Source organism: Paenibacillus sp. FSL E2-8871 (genome assembly GCF_038000345.1).
GTDB lineage: Bacteria > Bacillota > Bacilli > Paenibacillales > Paenibacillaceae > Paenibacillus_AQ.
Window position 1 is genome coordinate 2,661,514 of record NZ_JBBOBV010000001.1, and the last position, 23,789, is coordinate 2,685,302.

General features: G+C 45.7%; 27 protein-coding genes. All 27 read right to left on the bottom strand.

Features of this window, described 5'->3' with window-relative positions:
- Positions 1-79: 79 nt before the first annotated feature.
- The 27 genes from NYE25_RS12285 to NYE25_RS12415 all read right to left on the bottom strand — a co-directional run bounded on the left by NYE25_RS12285 (position 80) and on the right by NYE25_RS12415 (position 23,497).
- The gene (locus tag NYE25_RS12285; protein ID WP_341146013.1) at positions 80-1,063 is read right to left on the bottom strand and encodes a tyrosine-type recombinase/integrase; all 984 of its coding nucleotides are present in this window, start codon (positions 1,061-1,063) and stop codon (positions 80-82) included.
- A 174-nt stretch (positions 1,064-1,237) separates the two neighbouring features.
- Complete coding sequence (gene spo0A, locus NYE25_RS12290; protein WP_042129795.1) at positions 1,238-2,053, bottom strand: sporulation transcription factor Spo0A; 816 nt, start codon at positions 2,051-2,053, stop codon at positions 1,238-1,240.
- Positions 2,054-2,252: 199 nt separating this feature from the next.
- Positions 2,253-3,365, bottom strand: coding sequence for a SpoIVB peptidase (gene spoIVB, locus NYE25_RS12295; protein WP_081382880.1), 1,113 nt, complete (start codon positions 3,363-3,365; stop codon positions 2,253-2,255).
- Between the two features lie 138 nt (positions 3,366-3,503).
- Positions 3,504-5,231: a DNA repair protein RecN gene (gene recN, locus NYE25_RS12300; RefSeq protein ID WP_339266301.1), complete on the bottom strand. Its 1,728-nt coding sequence runs from the start codon at positions 5,229-5,231 to the stop codon at positions 3,504-3,506.
- A gap of 59 nt (positions 5,232-5,290) precedes the next feature.
- Positions 5,291-5,740, bottom strand: coding sequence for a transcriptional regulator AhrC/ArgR (gene ahrC / locus NYE25_RS12305; protein ID WP_042190440.1), 450 nt, complete (start codon positions 5,738-5,740; stop codon positions 5,291-5,293).
- Between the two features lie 148 nt (positions 5,741-5,888).
- A complete protein-coding gene (locus NYE25_RS12310) occupies positions 5,889-6,362 on the bottom strand; it encodes a hypothetical protein (protein WP_256716299.1) in 474 nt (157 codons plus the stop codon).
- Between the two features lie 111 nt (positions 6,363-6,473).
- Positions 6,474-7,376: a TlyA family RNA methyltransferase gene (locus NYE25_RS12315; protein ID WP_042190442.1), complete on the bottom strand. Its 903-nt coding sequence runs from the start codon at positions 7,374-7,376 to the stop codon at positions 6,474-6,476.
- A 46-nt stretch (positions 7,377-7,422) separates the two neighbouring features.
- Positions 7,423-9,327 (bottom strand): 1-deoxy-D-xylulose-5-phosphate synthase, encoded by a 1,905-nt coding sequence (gene dxs, locus NYE25_RS12320; RefSeq protein ID WP_076284485.1) that lies wholly within the window; start codon positions 9,325-9,327, stop codon positions 7,423-7,425.
- Positions 9,328-9,426: 99 nt separating this feature from the next.
- Complete coding sequence (locus tag NYE25_RS12325; protein ID WP_341146014.1) at positions 9,427-10,374, bottom strand: polyprenyl synthetase family protein; 948 nt, start codon at positions 10,372-10,374, stop codon at positions 9,427-9,429.
- Complete coding sequence (gene xseB, locus NYE25_RS12330; protein ID WP_042129807.1) at positions 10,361-10,618, bottom strand: exodeoxyribonuclease VII small subunit; 258 nt, start codon at positions 10,616-10,618, stop codon at positions 10,361-10,363. Before xseB ends, NYE25_RS12325 begins: the two co-directional genes overlap by 14 nt.
- Positions 10,596-11,975 (bottom strand): exodeoxyribonuclease VII large subunit, encoded by a 1,380-nt coding sequence (xseA, locus tag NYE25_RS12335; RefSeq protein WP_341146015.1) that lies wholly within the window; start codon positions 11,973-11,975, stop codon positions 10,596-10,598. Before xseA ends, xseB begins: the two co-directional genes overlap by 23 nt.
- A 12-nt stretch (positions 11,976-11,987) precedes the next feature.
- Positions 11,988-12,845, bottom strand: coding sequence for a bifunctional methylenetetrahydrofolate dehydrogenase/methenyltetrahydrofolate cyclohydrolase FolD (gene folD / locus NYE25_RS12340; protein ID WP_042129810.1), 858 nt, complete (start codon positions 12,843-12,845; stop codon positions 11,988-11,990).
- 144 nt (positions 12,846-12,989) lie between these two features.
- Positions 12,990-13,442: a transcription antitermination factor NusB gene (gene nusB, locus NYE25_RS12345; protein WP_042190451.1), complete on the bottom strand. Its 453-nt coding sequence runs from the start codon at positions 13,440-13,442 to the stop codon at positions 12,990-12,992.
- A gap of 298 nt (positions 13,443-13,740) precedes the next feature.
- Positions 13,741-13,974, bottom strand: coding sequence for a DUF2273 domain-containing protein (locus NYE25_RS12350; protein WP_042190453.1), 234 nt, complete (start codon positions 13,972-13,974; stop codon positions 13,741-13,743).
- Between the two features lie 15 nt (positions 13,975-13,989).
- A complete protein-coding gene (gene amaP / locus NYE25_RS12355) occupies positions 13,990-14,529 on the bottom strand; it encodes an alkaline shock response membrane anchor protein AmaP (protein WP_042129814.1) in 540 nt (179 codons plus the stop codon).
- Positions 14,530-14,603: 74 nt separating this feature from the next.
- Positions 14,604-15,020, bottom strand: a complete 417-nt coding sequence (locus NYE25_RS12360) for an Asp23/Gls24 family envelope stress response protein (protein WP_042132343.1) — start codon at positions 15,018-15,020, stop codon at positions 14,604-14,606.
- A 114-nt stretch (positions 15,021-15,134) separates the two neighbouring features.
- A complete protein-coding gene (accC, locus tag NYE25_RS12365; RefSeq protein ID WP_042190455.1) occupies positions 15,135-16,478 on the bottom strand; it encodes an acetyl-CoA carboxylase biotin carboxylase subunit in 1,344 nt (447 codons plus the stop codon).
- 54 nt (positions 16,479-16,532) lie between these two features.
- Positions 16,533-17,042, bottom strand: coding sequence for an acetyl-CoA carboxylase biotin carboxyl carrier protein (gene accB, locus NYE25_RS12370; protein WP_149646747.1), 510 nt, complete (start codon positions 17,040-17,042; stop codon positions 16,533-16,535).
- 147 nt (positions 17,043-17,189) lie between these two features.
- Positions 17,190-18,125 (bottom strand): SpoIIIAH-like family protein, encoded by a 936-nt coding sequence (locus tag NYE25_RS12375; RefSeq protein ID WP_341146016.1) that lies wholly within the window; start codon positions 18,123-18,125, stop codon positions 17,190-17,192.
- A gap of 67 nt (positions 18,126-18,192) precedes the next feature.
- Positions 18,193-18,834 (bottom strand): stage III sporulation protein AG, encoded by a 642-nt coding sequence (spoIIIAG, locus tag NYE25_RS12380; protein WP_042190462.1) that lies wholly within the window; start codon positions 18,832-18,834, stop codon positions 18,193-18,195.
- Between the two features lie 40 nt (positions 18,835-18,874).
- Complete coding sequence (spoIIIAF, locus tag NYE25_RS12385) at positions 18,875-19,636, bottom strand: stage III sporulation protein AF (RefSeq protein ID WP_341146017.1); 762 nt, start codon at positions 19,634-19,636, stop codon at positions 18,875-18,877.
- A 104-nt stretch (positions 19,637-19,740) separates the two neighbouring features.
- Entirely contained in the window at positions 19,741-20,982 is a 1,242-nt protein-coding gene (spoIIIAE, locus tag NYE25_RS12390; RefSeq protein ID WP_042190464.1) for a stage III sporulation protein AE, read from the bottom strand.
- A 42-nt stretch (positions 20,983-21,024) separates the two neighbouring features.
- On the bottom strand, positions 21,025-21,414 hold the full coding sequence (gene spoIIIAD, locus NYE25_RS12395) for a stage III sporulation protein AD (RefSeq protein WP_042129828.1): 390 nt from the start codon (positions 21,412-21,414) through the stop codon (positions 21,025-21,027).
- 7 nt (positions 21,415-21,421) lie between these two features.
- The gene (spoIIIAC, locus tag NYE25_RS12400) at positions 21,422-21,625 is read right to left on the bottom strand and encodes a stage III sporulation protein AC (protein WP_036682849.1); all 204 of its coding nucleotides are present in this window, start codon (positions 21,623-21,625) and stop codon (positions 21,422-21,424) included.
- Positions 21,626-21,638: 13 nt separating this feature from the next.
- The gene (gene spoIIIAB, locus NYE25_RS12405; protein WP_076284477.1) at positions 21,639-22,157 is read right to left on the bottom strand and encodes a stage III sporulation protein SpoIIIAB; all 519 of its coding nucleotides are present in this window, start codon (positions 22,155-22,157) and stop codon (positions 21,639-21,641) included.
- The gene (gene spoIIIAA, locus NYE25_RS12410; RefSeq protein ID WP_076284476.1) at positions 22,150-23,151 is read right to left on the bottom strand and encodes a stage III sporulation protein AA; all 1,002 of its coding nucleotides are present in this window, start codon (positions 23,149-23,151) and stop codon (positions 22,150-22,152) included. Before spoIIIAA ends, spoIIIAB begins: the two co-directional genes overlap by 8 nt.
- A gap of 82 nt (positions 23,152-23,233) precedes the next feature.
- Complete coding sequence (locus tag NYE25_RS12415; RefSeq protein WP_371915730.1) at positions 23,234-23,497, bottom strand: YqhV family protein; 264 nt, start codon at positions 23,495-23,497, stop codon at positions 23,234-23,236.
- Positions 23,498-23,789 lie beyond the last annotated feature (292 nt).

Sequence of the window (23,789 nt, forward strand, 5' to 3'; positions counted from 1 at the left end):
CTCTTTGAAATCTCCTCGATTTGTAAATGAAGTATGACTGTCTGCTGATATTTGCAGAATTAAATATTATATTAAAATTTCACTTTTGTAGCTTCCACTTGCTAAGTGGAGAATGATTCTGATACTTCTTTGCTATTTCTTCACGGGTTAAATCCATATAAGCTTGTTCAGTTACAGTTACAGAGCTATGTCCAAGAATACGAGACAACGTATAGAAATCTCCACCATTTAGTAAATAATGTCTGGCGAAATTATTTCTTATCATATGAGGATGAACATCTATCCCAGCCATCTTGCTAGCATCCTTTAATTGCTTCTCAAACGATTGGATACTTAAAGGAGTCCCTTTGGTTGTTGGAAATAGTAATTCGGATTCTGTGTAACGGTCTTTAAATTTTAGATATTGCTTTAATTCCCTTTGCATCACATTGGAAAAATAGACATATCGTTCTTTGTTACCTTTAGTTTTAGTCAATAGAATCATTTTACTCTTAAAATCAATTGCATCTACGGTTAATTCTAAGCATTCACCAATTCTCATGCCAGTATCCTGTAACAATAACACGATGATTTTATTTCGATATCCATGAAACTTGGTATAATCAAACTTTTCAATCAATCCATTAAACTCTTCTTGACTAATCCCCTTTTTCTGTCTTCTAACAGTTTTTATTTGTGAGATATTCTCAACAGGATTTTTTAGTAACTCTCCTTCTTGTTTCAACCAATTAAAGAAAACCTTTATATTACGAATGTAGTTATTAATTGTGATTGATGAAACCTCTTTTTTAAAGTCCATTCTATTTTCTGGAAAGTTGACCAATTTAGATGACTCACGATTTACTACCGTATATTTCCCTCGCTCTTGTAGGTAAGCAATATACTGCCTAATATGTCCAACACGTACTTCTTTCACCTTATCTACATCATGCTGATTCTTTAAATAAGCAACAAATAACTTCAAAGATTGTTCATAAGAATGAATCGTTTTCCGTGATAAATTTTTATTCTGACAATATGCTAAAAAGTCTTCTAAGAAAAACTCCAAATCCGATAACTTCATACAAATCCCCCATCTCTTTTCCTATAAAAACAAAACCCAATAAACCAAAAAGGTTTATCGGGTGAGATGGAAAAAATTTATCGGTTTCAAAACAAGTTTATTGGCTTTCATATACTGACTGTAAACACCTACCAGAAACCCACAATCCCTTACCACGCACTGCCCCTAACCCTTTCAGCTAACCTTATGCTCAATCCGTAGCTTGTCTGCTACCATGGCAATAAATTCCGAGTTAGTAGGCTTAGATTTGGAGATATTAATGGTGTAGCCGAATAAATGGCTGATGGAGTCGATGTTGCCACGGGTCCAAGCCACTTCAATCGCATGGCGAATGGCACGTTCAACGCGTGAAGGCGTGGTCTTGAATTTCTCTGCTATGGCTGGATAGAGTGTTTTTGTAATCGCACCAAGGATCTCGATATTGTTATATACCATGGTGATCGCTTCGCGCAGGTACTGATAGCCCTTAATATGTGCTGGAACACCGATCTCGTGGATGATCGAGGTAATGTTAGCATCAAGATTCTTGCCCTTCGTAAGCGGCACTACATTCGATCTGGACGTCGACGAATAGTTGTACATGTTAGAGGATGAGCTCATGCTGCCTTGGACCCCTACAAGCTGACGTACACGATTTGCCAGGACCTCCATATCGAACGGTTTCAAAATATAATAGGATGCACCAAGCTGTACAGCTCTTTGAGTGATGTTCTCCTGACCAAAAGCGGTCAGCATGATGATCTTCGGTTGAGGATTCAGATCCATATCACGCAGACGTTCCAAGACACCCAGACCGTCTAAATGTGGCATGATGATATCAAGAATAAGGACATCGGGAACTTTGCGTGCTTCGCTTAGCATTTGAAGCACTTCTTCACCATTGTAGGCGATACCCGTTACCGTCATATCTTCTTGTTCAGAAATGTATTCGGAAAGCAAATTCGTAAACTCCCTGTTATCATCGGCCAACAACACTTCAATATTCTGCACTGGCTGCTTCCTCCTTAATTATATCTGCTATTCGAAAATAACATTTTTTTCTTGTCTCTTAACATTTTCGACATGGAGATTGAATTCCCTTCTGTCGAAAATTATTTTTCTTTATTTTTTTTCTGGCATGGATTATAATTAAATATTTTATTTCAAAGTTCGATGATCTTCGTAATCCTTCGACAAAAAAATCTTAAGGCTAAACCGCCTTAAGATTTAATGGATACCTATTCTCCTGTAGGGTTACACCAGAATCCTTAAGCATCCATTCGATGAAGCAACCGTAGCCGGACTTAGGATCATTTACAAACACATGAGTTACAGCGCCGATGAGCCGTCCATTTTGAACGATTGGACTTCCGCTCATCCCCTGAACGATACCACCTGTCTTATCGATCAGTCGCGGATCTGTGATACGAATGACCATACCCTTTGTCGCCGGCGTCTGCTGATGTGCCACATGAATGATCTCAACCTTAAATCGTTCTACCTGCTGCCCATCTACAACGGTAAGAATTTCAGCTGGACCTTCCTTGACTTGATTGCTCATTGCCACAGGAATAGGTTCTTTATAAAGACTATGCTCGGGATTACGACTCATTTTACCGAAGATGCCAAAATCTGTGTTACTCTCCACATTACCAAGCACTTGGCTTTCTTTTAAGAAATGGGCTCGTTTCTCGCCCGGATCGCCATCCTGGCTTTTAGAAATCGAAGTTACACTGGACTGAACAATATGACCGCTGCCAACAACAATTGGTGTTCCTGTATTCATGTCCGTAATCACATGTCCTAAAGCTCCATAAACCCCCTGTTTCGGGGCATAAAAAGTTAACGTGCCGACACCCGCTGCAGAATCTCGAATGTACAGGCCTAACCTCCAGACTTTGTCATTAATATCATACGCGGGTTTCAGCTTGGCTGTATGCTCTTTCCCAGCGCGTTTAAAGACAATCGTCAGAGAATTATTCGCTTTTCCAGCACGATCCACAAGCTTGGCCACCTTAGATAACTCGTCCAACTTCTCTCCATCAATGGAGATCATCAAATCACCTGGCACCAAACCGCTGACCTCACCTGGGGAAAGCTTGGATTTCTCGGATACTTCAATCAGATGATGTCCAACAACCAGAACACCTGCTGATTTCACCTTTACTCCGATCGTTTGACCTCCCGGGATCACCTTCAGTTCCGGTTTCATTCCATGCGCAGTCACCTTGGCAGGTTCACTGTTCAGTGGTGCGGCAAAACTTTGGTGGGTTCCCGTTATGCCCGATAAACTAAGAAAGAAGGCAAATAAAAGGCCTGGCATTAACTTCCTGAGGTTAGGCTTCAATGGCTGTCACGCTCCCTTTTGCTTCTTTCGCTTGACGAAAAAGGTGGTCGCCAATTGCGTACCTATAAGATAACCTTGCCCCCAGGCTTTTATTACTGTCAATCATTGTTCCGCTTAGCTTGTTGCAGCCTTACTTGCCTCGGCCAAATTAAGCATTTCCTGCGAATGGTGCAATGTTTTTTCGGTAATTTCCACCCCACCCAGCATTCGGGCCAGCTCCATTACACGTCCATCATTCGAGAGTGATTCCACTTCCGTCATGGTTCTTCCGTCCTCAACCTTTTTGCGGATTAAGTACTGATGATCAGCCATACAAGCCACCTGCGGTAAGTGCGTAATGGAGAACACCTGACAAGTGGAGGACAGCTTATACAGTTTATCTGCAATGGATTGAGCAGCCCGACCACTCACACCGGTATCTACCTCATCAAAAATCAGAACTGGAATCGCATCATGACGCGCAAAAATACTCTTCATTGCCAACATAATTCGCGACAACTCACCACCCGAGGCAATTTTGCCAAGAGGTCTTAACGGCTCGCCAGGGTTAGGGGAAATCATAAATTCCGCACTGTCGATCCCTTGTCTTGTAAGACGAATACGCCGACCCTTATAATCAACTCCACGTGGGTCCTCCAACGTGTCTAATTTAACCTGTAGCGAAGTTCTTTCCATCTGAAGATCTTTAAGCTCACTCTCCACTTGCGTGGCTAAATCAGACGCACACAGCTTCCGTGCTTCACTTAATTCAGTAGCTGCTTCCATCAATACAGACAGCAATGCATCGCGTTTGGTCGTCAGTTTCTCCAGATATTCATCTTTATTCTCAAGCAGATCGGTTTCCCGATGGATTTGTTCATAATAAGCCAAGATCTGTTCTACACTATCTCCGTATTTACGGCGGAGGCCGGTAATTAAATCGAGACGATTCTCGATTTCTTCGAGTCGCTGTGGATTGAATTCGATCTCTTCTCGGTAATCACGAAGCTGAAATGCAGCATCCTCTAGTTGATAATAAGAAGATTGCAGCTGCTCAAGCACGGATTTAAGACCCTTTTCATCATAACGAACCGCATCCTCGAGTCTGGAAATGACATTACCTATGGATTCTAAGCCTTGTCTATCGTAGAGAAGCTCATATGCACCGGATACGGAATCCATCATTTTCTCACTGTGGGATAGTTTGACCCGTTCTTCGGCAAGTAATTCATCTTCTCCCGGTTTTAATGCTGCAGATGAAATTTCTTCTAATTGAAAACGGTACAAATCAAGCATTTGATAAGCCTTTTGGCTGGATTCCTGCAGCTCTCGGAGCTCTTTCTCCACTTTTGCAAAGGCTGAATACTTTTCCTGATATACCGCTTTTAGCGGCCCGATAATGGGTTCTCCGTATGTATCTAACAGTCCCAAATGTCGTTCTGCCTTCAATAAGTTTTGGTGTTCATGCTGTCCATGAATATTAACCAGCTGCTCGCCAATTTCACGTAGCATAGTAAGATTGACCATCTGTCCGTTTACTCGTGATGTACTTTTACCCTGAGAGGTGAGCTCACGGCGTATTATAAGATGCTCCTCACGCTGAGCCTCAATGCCAAGACGCTCTAAAGTATCCCAGACGGGATGACCGCTAGGGAGGCTGAAGAGCGCTTCCATCTCTGCTTTTTCACAACCGTAACGAATAGAATCCGCGGAGCCGCGCCCTCCGGCAATCAGTCCAAGCGCATCAATAATAATGGATTTACCTGCCCCAGTCTCCCCTGTGAGCACATGGAAGCCAGGATAAAAATGCACATCTACCGCCTCAACGACGGCTAGATTGCGGATAGACAAGGTTTCTAACACTAATAGAGCACCTCCGAGAAGATGATAAGAATATAATGAAATTTATACTTTCTTATAATTTAAGAAATGTAACCCATGATTTGTGAAATTACAGTCTTACTGTCCTCAGGCTGGCGGCAAATAATTAGAATGGTATCATCACCAGAGATGGTCCCCATAATTTGTGGCCAGTCAATATTATCAATCAAAGCAGCGACTGAGTTAGCCGTCCCTGGTAAGCATTTCATCACCACAAGATTAGCCGATGAATCGATCTGCACAAAATTATCCACCAAAACGCGCTTCAGCTTCTGTATTGGATTGTACCGTTGGTCAGTTGGAAGCGAATATTTGTATCTTCCATCATCCATAGGAACCTTGATGAGCAATAGCTCTTTAATGTCTCGAGATACTGTAGCTTGAGTAACCTGAAAACCAGATTCACGCAAGGCTTCTACCAGCTCGTCCTGTGTCTCGATATCCTTTTGCGTAATAATCTCACGTATCTTAATATGTCGTTGACCCTTCATTGTTGCCTCCTAAAAGTTTTGTAAGCGACACTTCCAGATTAGCAGCGACAAAACTACATCGGAAGCATGAACTTAGTTTTGTAAGCGATGCTCCCCGAATTGCTTCGGCAAAACTACTTCGGAAGCATACACCTAGTTAAATATGGACTCAGTTTGATTCTCCGTCATCTCTGCCAAGCTTAATTACTTGAATAGATCCCGCTGCAGTATTAACATACAAAACTCCGCTACATTCCGGATAAATCAGCAAGTACGGAAGCAAGGTATCTCGTAAGCCACTGCCTGTGAAATCCAAAGGTTTGCGTGGTCTAGAAAGGATAACCAAATATATTGATCCTTCCTCTTTAGTCGCCACATAATCTATAAATAACCGGCTATACATCTGCGCCCCGTTTACGTTGAAGGACAACGGGATTTTGAGCTTCCCTCCAACGACCTCGTACCCTTCATCCTCTAGTATGTCTATAGATGGGTGAGGAATAATCACTTTATTAAACGGGATCTGATCCTTCATGAAAGAACGCGGAGAATTTTGCAGCCATATATATATCCGATAAATTATAAAAATCGATAATGCTACTCCAATAAACGCCATGACGACCTTGTCAGAGCTACCCGCCACTATCAATCACCTCGGTGATTTATTCGCGTGAAGCCATGCCAATTCCTTCTTCTAAGCTGCCTTTTTAGAAGCTTTCCAAATAATTGTTATTTTCCATATGGAAAAAGAAACTCACCGGCGCGATGAGTTTCCATGAGTCGAATTTACATTAAAAGTACCCGTAGCCTGCTTAATCACTTCATCCGCTAGGGATGGGAAATCCTCCACTGGAATGACTGATGATACAGCATCTGAAGGCTGTAATGTACCTTCTTCAGCTTCCGCCAATTCAGGTGTTAGTCTCCAGTGAGCAAGAAACTCAATATTGCCTTCCCCGCCTGTAATCGGTGAAAAAGTTAATCCCTGCAGCTGGTAACCTAGCTCTGCCGCCATGGTCAGTACATTAATTAATACCTCTTTATGAACAGCAGAATCACGAATTACACCTGATTTACCAACCTTCTCCCGTCCTGCCTCAAACTGCGGCTTGATCAGCGCAGCAATATCCGCCGGGCGCTTAAGCAAAGCTTTGAGCGGTGGAAGAATTATTTTTAAAGAGATAAATGAAACATCAATACTCGCAAAATCTGGAATCGGACCCACCAAATCTGGAGGCGTCATATATCGGAAATTCGTTCGTTCCATCACACTAACGCGTTCATCATTACGCAGCGACCAATCCAGCTGATTATAGCCAACATCAATCGCGTACACATGGCTTACTCCATTCTGAAGTGCACAATCCGTAAAGCCTCCAGTAGAAGCACCGATGTCCAGCATGGTCCGTCCCGTAAGATCAATATTAAATTGGCGTAGAGCCTTCTCCAGCTTTAGTCCTCCACGACTGACATAAGGATGCACAGAGCCTTTAACCTTAAGGGTAGCCTCCCGTGACACCTTCATACCAGCCTTTTCAATGCGTTCTTCATCCGCGAGCACCAGTCCTGCCATAATGGCTGCTTTAGCCTTCTCACGGCTTTCATAAAAACCTTGCTCAACAAGTAGTACATCTATCCGTTCTTTACGGTGTTCCATGGTCATCTCCCGATCGTTCAAAGGGTTGCTAATTTCCGGCTTCCATTTAGGAAGACGAAGTTGTTTTGTAGTTATAAGCACTCAAAGCCATCATGGACTTGATACGTGCACATAGCGCCTCTACAGTAAGACCTGTTTCCTGGCGCTGTTCTTTAATAGAGCCGTGCTCCACAAAGATGTCAGGTACACCCATCAGATGTACACGAGCGTCATAAATTTCATTCTCTGCGTAGAATTCTAATACCGAGCTGCCGAGGCTTCCCGCTTGGCAAGCCTCTTCAATAACAACCATGTTGGTTCCAGCGTGAGCCAAATCAAGCAGCATGGAGTTGTCGAGTGGCTTCAGGAACCGCGCATTTACGACGCCTACCTGAATCCCTTCCCGCTTGAGTAAATCAGCGGCTTCTTCAGCCACTTGAACCATAGGTCCGCAGGCTACAACAGCATAACCTTCGCCTGTACGCAGTCGTTCCCATGATCCGATTGGAATAGTACGCAGCTCAGGATCCATTGCTACACCTGTACCGTTAATACGCGGATAGCGATAAGCAATCGGACCGTCATTATATTCAAGCGCCGTCTTCATCATATGACGCAGCTCATTTTCGTCTTTTGGCATCATCATCACCATATTCGGAATATGGCGCATAAAAGCAACATCGTACACACCCTGATGAGTCTCACCATCCGCACCTACAAACCCCGCGCGGTCAATGGCGAACATAACATTCGCGTTATGCCGGCAAATATCATGGACGATCTGATCATAGGCACGCTGCATGAAGGTAGAATAAACCGCATATACCGGCTTCATCCCTTCCATAGCCAAAGCTGCACAAAGCGTAGCCGCATGTTGCTCGGCAATCCCGACATCAATCATACGATCGGGAAATTCCTTAGCAAAAGGAAATAAACCCGAGCCTCCTGGCATCGCAGGTGTAACAGCAATCAGACGGGAATCTTCCCGACCCAGTTCGATCAGCGTCTCGCCAAATACTTCCGTGTACATTGGAGGACCCACAGCTTTAAGCGCCTGACCCGACTCAATTTTGTATGGTGAAATGGCATGTGATTTATAGAAATCGGTCTCAGCCGGTTTGTAGCCCTTACCTTTAGTTGTTAGTACATGTACCAACACAGGTCCAGCCACGTTATCTGCTTGGTGGAAGGTGTCAATCATCTTCTCCAGATCATGTCCGTCTACAGGACCGAGATACGTAAAGCCGAGCTCTTCAAACAATACTCCAGGTACCATCATATATTTGAGACTATTCTTTAACTGTTCAGCAGTCTTCGCTAATCGTCCTCCGATAGCCGGAATCTTCTTAAGCAGCCCTTCTACTTCATCTTTGGCACGCAAATAGTGGCGATCTGAACGTATTTTGCTTAGATAATTATGCATCGCCCCTACATTAGGAGCAATTGACATTTCATTATCGTTCAAAATAACCATCAGCTTACGCTTCTCATGGCCAATATGGTTAAGTGCTTCAAACGCCATTCCACCAGTAAGAGCACCGTCACCAATCACCGCAATAACCTTATTGTCTTCACCCTTGAGATCGCGAGCCATCGCCATCCCCATTGCTGCCGATAATGAGGTACTGCTATGTCCAGCTTCCCACACATCATGCTCACTTTCGGAGCGCTTAACGAAGCCGCACAAGCCCTGATATTTACGCAGGGTATCGAAGCGGTCTTGACGACCAGTCAGAATCTTGTGAACATAAGCCTGGTGGCCAACGTCGTAAATCATTTTGTCACGAGGGCTGTTATAACAATAATGCAAAGCCAAAGTGAGCTCCACGACTCCTAGATTGGATCCGAGGTGCCCCCCAGTTGCTGTAAGCTTCTCAATCAGAAATCGACGAATTTCCTCCGCTAAGGTAGTTAATTCATCGACTGACAATGATTTTAGTTGCTTAGGATCATTTATTTGTGGAAGCAGCACGTATAGTTCCCCGCTTTCCTAGATGTTGTAAATTATATAAAACCCATTATAACACAAACGAAACGGCTGTCGAAATACAGCCGTTTCGAAAGTTCATAATTAGTGATCACGTGCCATTAAGTAATCTGCAATTTCCAGCAGGCGTTGGCTGTCATGAAAGCCACCGTTCAGAACAGCATTACGGGCTGTTTCTGTAAGCTGCTTCACTTCTTCTCGCGATGCTTCGAGGCCAATAAAATAAGGATAGGTTACTTTATGCTGCTTAACATCACTGCCTGTTTTTTTGCCAAGTTTACCTTCGTCTCCAACCAAATCTAGAATGTCATCCTGGATTTGAAAAGCGAGTCCAATGGCTGTTCCAAATTTATGCAAAGCCTCAAGCTGCTGCTCGTTAGCACCTGCAATACGACCGCCAGCTAGTAGCGAAAAGATAATCAAATCTCCTGTCTTATGCAGATGAATGTACTTTAGCTGTGCAAGATCGGTTAGACCCTGCTCGCCTTCCATATCTGCAATCTGACCGCCAACCATACCACGAGGACCTGCCATTTCCGCCAAATCCTCCACGATGGATAGTACACTTTCCGCAGGGACGCCAAATTTACGCGAGGCTTGTACCACACTGTAGAAAGCATGGGTCAGAAGGGCATCACCCGCAAGAATAGCGGTCGCTTCCCCGAAGACTTTATGATTCGTCAGCTTCCCGCGCCGATAATCATCATTATCCATGGCAGGCAAATCATCATGAATTAACGAGTAGGTATGTACCATCTCTATAGCAGCAGCGACAGGCAGGGCAGCCTCTCGGCTTCCTCCCAGTGCTTCACATGCGATAATTACCAGCAGTGGCCGGAGGCGTTTGCCCCCAGCCATAAGTGAGTACTTCATGGCTTGCTGCAAATTCTCTGGAACCATCCATTGCGTGGGGAGAATAACCTCTAGTTCATGTGAGACTAGATCGCTTAAGGACGCGATGTAATCCTCCAGTGGCTGACGCAGTGTTTCTCCTTCAGAGTTTCTCTCAAGCTCATGCTCAAAGCGAGTCATCGGCGTCCCCTTCCAGACGTGCACCAAACGGCTTCTTTCGCAGTTCTCCGTCCTCTAGGGTAATCATTTCGATCTTACGCTCAACCTGCTCAAGCTTGCTGCCGCAAAGCTGAGATAACTTCATACCTTGCTGAAATAAATCGATGGCCTTCTCCAGGGGAACGTCGCCGTGTTCAAGCTCACGTACGATTTCCTCCAGCCGGTCCATGGCGCCTTCAAAATCAAGTTCCGCTTCCTTCGTCATCGTCTTTGCCATCCTCCTTCATTCCCCATACCTGGCAGTTCAGCTGTCCGTCATTCATCTTTATCACTACAAGATCGCCAAGCTGTACTTCGGTCAGCGATTTGATTAAATGTTCTTCCGCTTCGTCATAGACTAAGCTGTAGCCTCTCGACATAACTTTAAGAGGGCTCAGTGCATCCAGATGACGAATCTCCGCTACATAGCGAGCTCGCTTCTCCTGCAGGCGGGCCTGCATCGCACCCATCAGCTCACGGCGCATGCTTTCGGTGCGCTGACGCGCAGCAGCAACACTGCCGTGCGGATGGAACCGCTGCAGACTATGATGCAGCACAGCTTTGCGCTCGCGGGAACGGCTGAGCCGTGCATCCGCTGAGCGCTGGAGCCGCTCACGCAGCTGATCCAGCCGCTGCGTGTGCTGCATCAGCGAGCGGCGCGGGCCTGCCAGCGCCAGCGAGCGTTCCAGCCCCGCGTGACGCTCGCGTCCGCGCTGGGCGCGTCTTTGCAGCGCTTGGCGCAGCCGCTGCTGTTGCTGGCGAAGCTGCGCAGCTAGCTCGCCGGCGTGTGGCACGGCTAGCTCCGCGGCCGCTGTGGGCGTAGCCGCGCGGAGATCGGCGGCGAAATCGGCAATCGTGAAATCGGTCTCGTGGCCAACGGCCGAGATGACCGGAATCCTTGATGCCGATATCGCTCGCGCGACTTCCTCCTCGTTGAACGCCCACAGCTCCTCGAGCGAACCGCCGCCGCGGCCGACGATAAGCACGTCGGCCTCATCCATGCGGTTCAACGCTCCAATCGCCTTCACGATCGATGGCGCGGCGCCTTTGCCTTGCACCAGTACGGGATAGATTACAATAGCCACCTGCGGAAACCGCCGCTGGAGTGTAATCACGATATCCCGCACAGCTGCCCCCGTTGGCGAAGTAATCACGCCAATGCACTTTGGAAAGCGAGGCAAAGGACGTTTACGCGCTTCTGCAAACAGCCCCTCTTGCTCAAGCTTGCTCTTCAGCTGCTCATAGGCTAAATATAGACTACCAATTCCATCTGGCTGCATGTGTGTGGCATAGAACTGGTACTGCCCGTCCCGTTCATATACGGTCACATTACCTCTAGCAATTACCCGAGCACCTTCCTTCGGAATAAAGGGTAGGCGCTGGTTATGAGAAGCAAACATAATCGCCTTGATCCGACTGCTCTCATCCTTTAGCGTGAAATACATATGACCGCTACCATGATGCGTAAAGTTGGAAATCTCTCCGCGAATCCATACATCCGAAAGTAAATTATCCGAGTCTAGCTTCATGCGGATGTAACGGTTGAGTTCTTTTATCGAATAGACCTGCCGCTCTGCCGCCATGAATTCCTACCCCTATTCCAAGCCGTGACGGCGCTTAGCCGCAATCAGCGTGTTGCTCATCAGCATTGTAATTGTCATCGGTCCAACCCCACCCGGAACAGGTGTGATGTATCCGGCAACTTCTTTTGCACTATCATAATCAACGTCACCCGCAAGCTTACCGTTATCCAAACGGTTCATACCTACATCAATGACAACAGCACCCGGTTTCACGTAAGAAGCGTCAATGAAATTCGCGCGTCCGATCGCAACAACTAGAATATCTGCTTGACGGCTAATTTCTTGCATATTAGCTGTACGGGAATGGCACATCGTCACAGTAGCATTCTCACGTTGCAATAACAAAGACACTGGCTTACCTACAATATTACTGCGGCCAATGACCACAGCATGTTTACCAGCCATTCCTGTTCCTGTACGTTTGATTAGTTCAATTACACCTGCAGGTGTACAAGGAAGCAGACTGTCAGCACCAATCACTAGGTTACCTACATTTACAGGGTGGAAGCCGTCAACGTCTTTCTCCACGGAGATCGCATCAATAACAGCTTTTTCCTCAATATGCTTAGGCAATGGAAGTTGAACTAGAATCCCATCAATATCATCGCGTCCATTAAGCTGCGCTACGAGAGCCAGCAATTCTTCTTGAGTAGTAGACTCATCCAGTTTATGCACTTCCGAATGGAAACCAAGGCTGATACAAGATTTTTCCTTGTTGCGAACATAAACTTGTGATCCTGGATCTTCACCTACTAGAATTACTGCCAGACCGGGCTTCACGCCACGTTTCGCCAGTTCAGCAACCTCCTGGGCAATACCAATACGAATTTCCTCAGATACTTGTTTACCACTGATGATTGCTGCTGTCATGATAGTCTCTCCCCTTTTATATACTTTACTATTGTACAAGCATAAACGCCTTCGGCGTCCTTACGTGGACGGTAAGCGTTTATGCGAGAAATATAAAACATAAAGAATAGGTGAATAACTTATACTTGCTTATTTTTTTAAAAATTAAGAATGGTCAGCTTTAATTGTATCGATCTCCTGGATCATCTTACCAAGCACACCGTTTACAAACTTACCGGAATCATCCGTTCCAAAATGCTTGGCCAAATCTATAGCCTCATTTACAGCAACCTTAGCCGGAACATCATTCGCGAACACCATTTCATACGCCGCAAGACGTAAAATTTGACGATCCACACGTGACAGACGGCTCATTTGCCAGCCTTTCAAGTAATGCTCAAGCATATCGTCAATTGCAACCTTGTGCTCCCACACACCGTTTACATGCTCCACCACATAGTGCTTAAGCTGAATTTCGTCCGTAATTACACGCTCTGTTTCATTCTCCTCTGAAGCTTCCTCCAGCAGCATTTCCACAGCTTCCGCGCTCTCTACATCGTTCATTTCCATCTGATACAGGCTTTGGACAATAATCTCTCTCGCTATACGTCTTTTCATGTGTTCCTCCTAAAATCTTATATCGCATTAACATCTTTACTCAAACTTCTATAACGTCGGGCAACCATAAATATAACTTCACACCTCAAGTGTGATAATAATTCAGACTTTAATCACATCGCCTATAATTATTTTAAGCCCAAATCCTTCGAATTCTATCCCTAATCCTTAGAGGATTATTGTCCGATGTCCGTTAAAGATATCTTTCACAATTAAAAAAACCGCAAAGTCTTTCTTCCAGGGGCATTGGACAACACAAACTTACGGCTTCCTGCTCCGGGAAAAAGACTATCGCGGTTCACTTGAAGGGACGCCAGCGTCCGGATAGACGCGTAATCAGCTCCTGCCACTGAAACAGGGGAGCCTCTGCGTTATCCTTTCTTTTGCCGAACGTATATCCGATGAACACTACCAGTGCAAAGAACAACATATCCCAAAAACCGCAAATTAAATATATCAAACCTAGACCAATGCCGAAAGTCACTCCGGCGATTCTACCCCCGTGACTTTCCCATACTTCTTTCCAAGACATAAGGGAAATTCACCTCTATTCCACTCGACTTTTGAAGCTTGGAGACTGCGTGAGGTTAGCAATATATACAGACACATCAGCAACCGGAATACCGGTTGTCTCCTGCACAAAATCATGCACCTGACGTTGCACTTCTGTGGTTAGTAGCGGCAATGAATGTTCACCATCCACTACTGCGCGAATTGTAATTTCAAGGCCCGCCTGAGAAACGCGAATACGCGATTTGAGATCTCTGATTCCCTTCACTTTACCGGCAGCCTTCAGACTCAGATTCTCAATGGTCTCCACTGAAATCTGGATATCCCCATACTCTGTACGCTGATCAACAGAAGGTAAAGAAGCGCGATCACGACGCAAAGAGATGTAGAAAAATCGGATGCTCAGAAGGAACAAGACAACTGCTACTACAATTGCAGTAATATAAGCTGCTGGTCCATTCTCAATCTCCAAAGTTTTAGGAATAGCACCGCTCAAGAGGAGGATGGCAATAACAGATAATATTCCGATACTTAAGCTGTAGACAAACAGCAAAAGTCTGTCCAAAATTTTTGCCACGAGTCTCATAACCTCCTTAAATTAGAGTAAACCCTCGACTTTACTGTCGGGGGTTTATGGAAGAACGACGACTGTTATTTCACGCGAAGAACCGTTTCAGCTTCCTCGTTCTTGTCTACAGTGTTGTTGTTCTTGAATTGTACATCATGAATATGCACATTCACTTCCACAACAGTCAGACCAGTCATAGTCTCGATGGAACGCTTAACATTACGCTGAATTTCAGCAGCCACTTCAGGAAGACGGTTACCATATTCAATGATTACAGAAACATCCACTGCAGCTTCGCGTTGTCCAACCTCTACTTTAACTCCTTTAGACAAGTTCTTACGTCCGAGAAGCTCAACAATACCACCGGCGAAACCACCGCTCATGCCAGCTACACCTTTAACCTCAACGGTCGCTAAACCTGCGATCACCTCGATCACTTCAGGAGCAATCTGGATCTCACCGATTTCTGTCCGTTCGTATTCTGTCGGCAATGTACTCATTTTAGACTTCACACCTTTCAACAAAGATTCTCATAAATTCAAGCGTAAAGCACGTCTCTTATTAAACATACTATATCATTTGACGAACTTTATGACAAACAAAGCGAAGTCGTCCTAAATTTCATACTCTTCCAGAAACTTGATGTCAAAATTACCATCCAGAAATACAGGATGCTCCAACAGTTTCTGATGGAAAGGGATCGTAGTATGGATTCCCTCCACGGCAAATTCAGCCAAGGCGCGCTTCATCTTTGCAATCGCTTCCTGACGTGTGGGTGCCCATACAATCAGCTTTGCAATCATAGAATCATAGAAAGGGGAAATCGTATAACCAGGGTACGCCGCACTGTCTACACGAACACCGAGACCTCCAGGCGGCAAATAAAAGCCGATTTTACCTGGTGAAGGCATAAAATTACGTTCTGGATCTTCCGCATTGATACGGCATTCAATCGACCAGCCATTAATCACGATATCTTCCTGTGTAAATGACAAAGGATTTCCTTCTGCAACCGAAATCATTTCCTTGATCAAATCCACACCCGTAACCATTTCCGTTACCGGATGCTCTACCTGAATACGAGTATTCATCTCCATGAAGTAGAACTGTCCATCCGGTCCAAGCAAGAATTCAAGCGTTCCCGCTCCCGAATAATTCACAGCGAGTGCTGCACGAACTGCTGCATTCCCCATCGCTTCACGGATATCCGGTGTAAGTACAGAACAAGGTGCCTCTTCAATCAGCTTTTGGCGACGACGCTGTACGGAACAGTCGCGTTCACCTAAATGCACTACATTACCATGCTTATCTGCAATAATTTGAATTTCTACGTGCTTCATACCTGTAAGGTACTTTTCCAAATATACACCAGCGTTGCCGAACGCCTTCTGCGCTTCCTGTTGTGCAGCAGTAATCTGCTTCACCAATGATTCCTCGTCCTCAGCAATCCGAATGCCCTTACCCCCGCCACCTGCGGTAGCCTTAATGATAATCGGGTATCCGATATCACGACCCAGCATGACGGCTTCCTCAACATCACCTACAAGGCCATCTGAGCCCGGGATGATCGGAACTCCAGCCAGCTTCATGGTTTCCTTCGCCACAGCTTTATCACCCATACGGTTGATTGCATCTGGAGATGGCCCAATGAAGATAATATTGCAAGATTCACAAATTTCTGCAAAATCTGCATTCTCAGCTAAAAATCCATAACCAGGATGGATGGCATCACATTCTGTTAAGGTGGCTACACTCATAATATTTGTAAAGTTCAGATAGCTGTCCTTGGACGGCATCGGACCGATGCAGTAAGCTTCATCAGCCAACCGGACATGCAGTGAATCCCGGTCGGGTTCCGAATAGACCGCGACGGTGGAAATGCCCAGTTCTCGGCAGGCCCTAATAATGCGGACCGCGATTTCGCCGCGGTTGGCAATCAACACTTTTTGAATGTTCATGCGTTTCCTCCCAAAGTTTTGCGAAGCTTCCGCTCCATAAGTAATCTGCGGTATTTATTCCGGTTTAACCAAGAATAGTGGTTGACCGTATTCTACAAGCTGACCATTCTCGGCCAGTACGGACACGATTTCACCTTTAATCTCCGCTTCCAGCTCATTCATCAGCTTCATCGCTTCGATAATGCATACCGTTGTTTTCTCACCAACACGGTCTCCAACATTAACGAACGATGGCATTTCCGGAGAAGCGGCACTATAAAATGTTCCCACCATTGGAGATACAATTTTATGTAGTTTGCCTTCTGCGACGGCTTGTGGCTGCTGCGCTGGAGGAACCTCACTGATTACTGGATAGGACACTTGCTGCACGCTCTGCGGCTGCGGGGCAGGCGTAAAGGGATAGGCATTATAAGGAGTCGCCAGTACTGCTGTTCCATCAGCTTCAGGGCGATCCGGTTTGCGAATTGCAAGCTTCATTCCTTCGCTTTCGATCTCCAACTCATGTACAGAGGAGGTCTGGTCCAGCAATTTAATTAATTCCTTAATTTCGCTCAACTTGAACATACATTAGTTCACTCCTTCAGCTTTCTCTCGAAGCCACTTCTTAAGCGGACAAGATAACTTTATGTATTATATCATAAACGCTAGAAATGGAAAGAGCCCGGGAGAACCCGAGCTCTTTCGTCATTTTTCCTATAATTTCACGTCTTATTATTTCTCGGAAACGTATTGAACACTAACTTTATCCTGAGACACACTCAGTTCCTTCATTACGAGATCAACGATGCTAACCGCTTGTTTTACATCCAGCTTGTCACTCAGTACGACTACTTTATAGCTGTCCCCAGCTTCTTCCTTCACGATGGCTTCCCCATATTTTTGTTGAAGCTGTTCTTCGATGCCCGTAATTTTAGATTCTTTTTCTTCAAGGTTAAGGAGCTGTTCTTGAGCAACTGCGTTATCAGCAGGCGTCTTCTCCATATCGTTAATCAAAGCGAGTAAGTCTTGTTGACTCTTTAGATTCTTTTGCTCACGTTCATACAGGTAGTTAGTGAACATGCTGCTCGCCGATACACTTTGTGAAGCTACTTCATCCAGGATTTCTTTATCATTCTTAGCAGGGGTTTTGGATGTTGTAGTAGCCGCTGTATCCTTAGCTGCCGTATCCTTAGTTGCTGTATCCTTAGCTGCTGTGTCCTTAGCTGCTGTGTCCTTAGCTGCCGTGTCCTTAGCTGCCGTGTCAGAAGTTTTACTGGAGTCTTTTGCAGCAGTGTCCGTCGAAGCTTTCTCAGAGTTACCGCTGTCTACTGCAGCTTTACTACTATCATCCTTAACCGCTGTAGTTGCACTGTCATCAGTAGTTGCAGTAGCTGCACTATCGTCAGTGGCTGTAGCGTTATCTACAACGCCTCCATCAGCAACAACATCTCCTTGATTGACCACTTCGTTCACAACGATTCCTTTGTCGCCAACCGTTGGTAATGCTGCGTTTGCTGTATCTTTTTTCAAGGAGTCTACCTGCATAGTTCCTGCTGTGTCTTTTGGAACCGATGCACCTGAATCTTCAGTAAATAAATAGTATGCCGAGAGTACAACCATCAAACTGAGCATAGAAACCAACCATATTGTTTGTCTTTTGCCGTTCATTCTTAATTCCTCCTAAAATTTAATCTAGTGGCTACTTCGGAAGCACTCACTTCTTGACTTTCTCCTGCTACTCTTGTTTGCGTGGTACTACTGAAATGCGCTGAATTGGGACATTCAAGCCTTTTTCGATAGCCTGCTCGATAAGTCCACGAACGACTTTGTTCTCTGCACCTTTGGCAACTACCAGTACGCCGCGTACCTGAGGCTTAATCCGCTTCGTCACAATAGGTGTTTCATCACCCGATTGCGAGTAGGTTACGATTTCGCCATCCCTCGTATATTGTGTCGTGTGACGTTTTCCACCACTGGCATCCGTCTCCTCACTAAGCTGCTGGGAGTCGTTCATATTTCGCACCACGACAATTTCTTCCGTGGATTCCACAGTGACCATGATATCAACGGTACCGACACCAACGATTTTTTCCAAAATCTCCTTCGTCCGGTTCTCCAGTGTCTGTTCAATACTCTCGAACGAGTTAGTAGCTCCAGGATCACTCTGTACCAGCGCCGTTTGGGAGGACTGATTCAGCGGTGGCTCACGCCCCGTATTCTCGTTATCAATCTTCTTCACATTGACGAAGGAATTAAACAGCATAATCGCTGCGCCCAGCAGACCCAGAATGATTAGCCAGCGGAAAGTATGACTTCTCTTCGGACTGCCAGCCCCACCCCCAGCCCATTGCTCCAGCTTTTTCAGCCAATTGCCCACTCCTATCCCTCCTAACATTGATAGTTTAGAAGCTACAGACTCATAACTTGACGTTATTCACAACGCCGCCATCCACTTGGATTACTTTGGGATCCAAATCCCATTTTTGTTCCAACAGCTTTACGATGGACTCCGTTTCACTTGAAGTCGTGTTATTTTCTGTTACATTTCCATTCACTGCTTTGGGCTCATCTGCAGAAGCTGATCCACTCTCTGGATTTGTACCGATCTTTACTTCTACAGGCTCTACAGGAGCGATTGCAATCGGCGGAGCAGCGGCTGCGCTGGAATTACCGGAAGCCCCTATGGAATTAGCTGTTGCTTGGGACATTGAGACCTTCACTGCAGAGATGACAGGAATATCTTCATTACCGGAGCCGCCGGATTTCCCCATGCCGAGCGTTACAGTGACATTAACCCCGCGTTTGCCGGTCTCGCTGATGATCTGCTCCCTCATTTGCTCAGCAACCTCTTCTGCGGCCAGCTTTAGGCTTTGATCCTGTCGCCCTTGTGCAAGCTTTTGACCATCTACCAGAATCTTTTCCAAAGAGGGATCTCCACTTCCCCCTCCTGTGAATAAGCCTCCCTCTTTCTCCTGACGCCCCATGGCTATACTCAGCTCGGCTATTGCGTCACCTTTAAGGAGAGAAACGATCGGGCTAAGCATGGTAAGTAAGATCAGGAGGCTCAGCACCAGCCTTGCATAACGCTCCATGGATTTGCTTGGGAGCAGTAATTCAACGAATGATGCTAGCAGCACGACAAGTATGATCTCTCGTAGCCAATCGCCCAACCAGCTCATCGTTTCCCTCCTAAAAGTTTTGTTAGCATAGCATTCAGAGAATTTCTTCGTACAAAACTAGCTTCGTAAGCACCCGCTAAGTTTTGTTAGCATAGCCATCAAGCTCACCTCATCATGACGGTTAAATTGCCAGCGGTTAGCATGATCGTGACAGCCATAAAAAACATTAACGATACAGCTGCCAAAGCAGCGAATACGTACACCATGCTTTTTCCGATCGTCTGGAGGCAGACCACAATCGGCGTCTCTCCTAATGGCTGCATTACAGCAGCAGCTACATTGTAGATCAGAGCAAGCACCAGAATTTTGATCGCCGGAAAAGCGCAAAGGAACAAAATGATGATCACTCCGGATAGCCCAATAGCGTTCTTCACCAGGAGTGAAGCTGAGATCACTGTGTCTGTTGCATCTGCGAACATTTTTCCGATGACCGGAACAAAGTTGCCTGTAATATATTTAGCGGCCCGGATCGTAACACCATCTGTCACTGAACTCGTAATTCCCCTGACTGAAATCACACCGAGGAACACAGTGAGCAGTACTCCTAGTAATCCAGCCCCGATATTTCTTAGCAGATTCGCCAACTGGGTCAGCTTGTATTTCTCCGACAATGCACTTACGAGATGCAGCACCGCCGAGAAGAATAATAGTGGAAAGACAATGGTGTGGATCAGTGTGCCAACGGTATGAATCATAAAAACAATTAGTGGATGTGTGACCGAGACGGTAACAATGTTCCCCATGGAAGCTAGTAACGCGAACAGTAGCGGAATCATGGCCATCATAAAATCAATCATCCGGTCGATAGCATCCTTCGCATAACCTATAGCGATATTGAAGCTGTTCACGGCAATAACGAGCACTACCATATAACAGAGCGTATAAGCCACCTTGCTGACCGTTTTTCGCTCAAAAGCGGTTTGTAGCGTCTCCAGTATCATGCTGAGCACACTGACCATGACAATCGTGACCAGCAGCCTTCCGTTGTACAGCACCTCATGCCACATAAATCCAAGAAGCCCAGATAATACACCTTGTAAGCTGAGTCCCTTATCCCCTGGAAGCAGCATGTCCATAAGTGATGGTGTTGCCCCGTCTGGAAAAAAACCTCCGTAATCCTTCATCAGTTGATCCCAGTACGACTCCACCTTATCTGTTGGCAGATTGTTCACCTGACCCTTGACCCACTGGTCTACTGGGGAGGAGTTCCCCGATCCAGGTGCTGGAGTTGCTGGAGAAGCTATGGCCACCTGAGCTGTACCTGCAAACCATAGAATGAAGAAGCATGGAAGCAGCAACAGTATTATTTTTAATTTTGGAGGACGAAAAACACTGCACTTTTGCATAACTTCTCCTCCCTAATCGTTGCTTAGCTTCCTTCAATTGCTTTAAGCAGGTAGCAGCTTCATGACCGTTTCAATAATGATGCTGATAATGGGTACAGCTAGTACCATAATGAGGACTTTTCCGGCGAGCTCTATTTTGGAAGCAATCGATTCCTGCCCTGCATCACGCACAATCTGTGCTCCAAATTCAGCGATATATGAAATTCCGATGATTTTGAACACGGTCTTCAAATAGATCATTTCCATCCCCGATGACTCTGCCACCCGCTCCAGTGTGGAAAGTATCATTCCAATCTTGCCGATTAGAAACAGGAAGATCAGAATCCCTGTGGCAGTAGCGAGGAGAAAGGCAAACATCGGTTTTTGTTCCTTCAGCACGAGAATCAATATGGTCGATATCAGCCCTATTCCAACAACTTGAATGATCTCCATAGCACGCCTATTGAAAAAGAAAGATCGTTTTTATTTCCTGCAACAGTCCGTCCAGCATTCGAATAACCATAAATAGCACAACGACGAACCCGATTACGGTAACCCAATGTGCGAAATCTTCTTTTCCCATCTGTTTAAGCACCGTGTGTATCATGGCGATAATTATGCCAATGCCGGCAATTTGAAAAATCGCATTGACTTCAATATTCATTCCTGGCACCTCGCTAAAAGATCAAAATGACGATCAATGCTCCAAGCAGCAGACCCAGGCTTTTACTCAATTTTTCATATTTGCCTTGATCCTCTCTGGCCACCGACTCCTCCTGCTTCAATTGCTGCAATGCTAACGCGATATGAGTGCTCTGATTGGACCTATCGCTTGTACCGAGAGTACAACTGAGCTGGCGGAGAATCTCTTTTTCTGTCCCCTTCAATGCGGTAGACTTCCAATGCGAGTCCATAGCCCTCTGAATGGCATCCTGGGCACTTCGATCAAGGGGTGGGCTCATCTCCTCAGCTGTTTTAATAAACAACGTTTTGAGCGGTTCCTTAGACTGAATCCCAATACGCCGCATAGCTTCAGGCAATGGGGTAAAGCCGTACATAATTTCTGTTTCCAGCCGCTGTAGCGCTGCTATCAAGCCTCTGATATGTCTTGGCCTGTCTGCATATTGTTTTGCAAATTGGAGCCCTGCTAGCGTACCAGCCAGCACAATCAGAACGGCACCGAATAGCTTAAGCATGTAAATCACCACCTAATCGATCCCCGGGTGAGATAAGAAGTAATCCGCGTTTCTGTCCATCCAGAACACGAAAGGAGAGCCCTGCTTCTGAGCGATGCAGAATGACGTATCTTTCGAACATCTTTTGTTCCAATAGCCCGCCAAGCCCGGGCCTACGAGCCAGTTCTATTACTTCTTTACCGTGAGCCGAAGCAACGACTGATATTCCAGCATGCAGCGCTTCAGTGACTGCTTCAGCGTCTTCAGGACGACCAATCTCATCAGCGATCAATACATCCGGTGACAAGGAACGAATCATCATCATCATGCCTTCAGCTTTGGGACAGCCGTCGAGAATATCTGTGCGCGGACCAACATCAAAGGCGGGAATCCCGCGTCTGCTTCCTGCAATCTCAGAACGTTCATCGACAATCCCCACCTTCAAACCGGGTCTTCCGCCTTCACGCTTCCCCAAATCTCCTAAGGAGATTTGTCTTGCGATATCGCGAAGAAGTGTTGTCTTTCCGTGCTGTGGAGGCGAGAGGATCAAGGTGTGCATCATTCGCTGCCTCCCCTTGTCCAGCAGATAAGGTAGCACTTTATCCGCGACTCCGGGAACCTCACGGGCTATGCGGACATTGAAGCTTGTAATGTCGCGTAGATGCTCCACACCACCACCACTCAGCACCGTCCGACCAGCAAGTCCTATTCGATGGCCGCCAGGAATCGTAATAAATCCCTTTCTCAGCTCTTCTTCCATCGTATATAGTGAATGGTTGCTGATCAGATCTAGCAGTCTATGAGTGTCCTCCCGATCCGGCCTATAGGCTTCTTCCGGCCTTTGCGTTACGCTGCCATTTGCTCTAAGGAAGTGATATTTACCTGAATAGTTAATCTCCAGCGGACGACCTTCACGGACCCGAATCTCTTCCACCATTCCAAGTAGCGGAAGGGGAAGGCACTTTAATAGTGCTCTTACTTTTTCAGGAAACAATTGCAACCAATCATCAGCCATACAAAGTACCCCCAAGTTGTCCTCTATCTAATTGCTTTATTCCATATTTATGCTTGTACGCGCTCAATATGCCTATCATCTATCATTTTTTTAGAATCCCGATTAAGAGAAAGGCTACACCGCAACCGACCCAGCCCAGTTTGCTCCAGGACAACTGCTGAGCCATCCCTGTAAGTCCGATCGCTGTCGTCAATATCAAGATCGTCGGACCTACCAAAGCTAGTCCAGAATTGACTGCGAGCGCCTTGTCTACCTGATTCAAGCGCAGCATAATCAGTGCAGCTATAATCTCCGCACTACCCGAGAACAGCCGAAGAGTCGCCATCCAGCTTACATACTTGTCCAATCCACTCCACTCCTAACTTTTACTATTTCACACAGAATGATATTCAGGGCTTGTTTGTCCTTCTCTTATCCATGGATATGCGATAATTACTCACTTTAGACAAGGAGAAATGACAGAATTGCAAGTCCAACTGTGAAAGAGTTCATAGTACACAACTATATAAATAAATATAATCAGTACGATAAAATTATTTTTTACGAACACTTCCATCTGTGGTATCCTTGTTAATTGGAAATATAGTGGGTTTATATTTTCAAAAAGAGCAGACTATAAAGACATAAGAAAAAGAGGG

What these genes read in the sequence shown, in the direction of transcription:
- NYE25_RS12285 (WP_341146013.1), bottom strand. Translation starts at nt 1,063, where the DNA reads ATGAAGTTATCGGATTTGGAGTTTTTCTTAGAAGACTTTTTAGCATAT.
- spoIVB (WP_081382880.1), bottom strand. Translation starts at nt 3,365, where the DNA reads ATGCCAGGCCTTTTATTTGCCTTCTTTCTTAGTTTATCGGGCATAACG.
- ahrC (WP_042190440.1), bottom strand. Translation starts at nt 5,740, where the DNA reads ATGAAGGGTCAACGACATATTAAGATACGTGAGATTATTACGCAAAAG.
- NYE25_RS12315 (WP_042190442.1), bottom strand. Translation starts at nt 7,376, where the DNA reads ATGGAACACCGTAAAGAACGGATAGATGTACTACTTGTTGAGCAAGGT.
- NYE25_RS12325 (WP_341146014.1), bottom strand. Translation starts at nt 10,374, where the DNA reads ATGACTCGCTTTGAGCATGAGCTTGAGAGAAACTCTGAAGGAGAAACA.
- xseB (WP_042129807.1), bottom strand. Translation starts at nt 10,618, where the DNA reads ATGACGAAGGAAGCGGAACTTGATTTTGAAGGCGCCATGGACCGGCTG.
- xseA (WP_341146015.1), bottom strand. Translation starts at nt 11,975, where the DNA reads ATGGCGGCAGAGCGGCAGGTCTATTCGATAAAAGAACTCAACCGTTAC.
- folD (WP_042129810.1), bottom strand. Translation starts at nt 12,845, where the DNA reads ATGACAGCAGCAATCATCAGTGGTAAACAAGTATCTGAGGAAATTCGT.
- nusB (WP_042190451.1), bottom strand. Translation starts at nt 13,442, where the DNA reads ATGAAAAGACGTATAGCGAGAGAGATTATTGTCCAAAGCCTGTATCAG.
- NYE25_RS12350 (WP_042190453.1), bottom strand. Translation starts at nt 13,974, where the DNA reads ATGTCTTGGAAAGAAGTATGGGAAAGTCACGGGGGTAGAATCGCCGGA.
- NYE25_RS12360 (WP_042132343.1), bottom strand. Translation starts at nt 15,020, where the DNA reads ATGAGTACATTGCCGACAGAATACGAACGGACAGAAATCGGTGAGATC.
- accC (WP_042190455.1), bottom strand. Translation starts at nt 16,478, where the DNA reads ATGAACATTCAAAAAGTGTTGATTGCCAACCGCGGCGAAATCGCGGTC.
- accB (WP_149646747.1), bottom strand. Translation starts at nt 17,042, where the DNA reads ATGTTCAAGTTGAGCGAAATTAAGGAATTAATTAAATTGCTGGACCAG.
- NYE25_RS12375 (WP_341146016.1), bottom strand. Translation starts at nt 18,125, where the DNA reads ATGAACGGCAAAAGACAAACAATATGGTTGGTTTCTATGCTCAGTTTG.
- spoIIIAF (WP_341146017.1), bottom strand. Translation starts at nt 19,636, where the DNA reads ATGAGCTGGTTGGGCGATTGGCTACGAGAGATCATACTTGTCGTGCTG.
- spoIIIAE (WP_042190464.1), bottom strand. Translation starts at nt 20,982, where the DNA reads ATGCAAAAGTGCAGTGTTTTTCGTCCTCCAAAATTAAAAATAATACTG.
- spoIIIAD (WP_042129828.1), bottom strand. Translation starts at nt 21,414, where the DNA reads ATGGAGATCATTCAAGTTGTTGGAATAGGGCTGATATCGACCATATTG.
- spoIIIAC (WP_036682849.1), bottom strand. Translation starts at nt 21,625, where the DNA reads ATGAATATTGAAGTCAATGCGATTTTTCAAATTGCCGGCATTGGCATA.
- spoIIIAB (WP_076284477.1), bottom strand. Translation starts at nt 22,157, where the DNA reads ATGCTTAAGCTATTCGGTGCCGTTCTGATTGTGCTGGCTGGTACGCTA.
- spoIIIAA (WP_076284476.1), bottom strand. Translation starts at nt 23,151, where the DNA reads ATGGCTGATGATTGGTTGCAATTGTTTCCTGAAAAAGTAAGAGCACTA.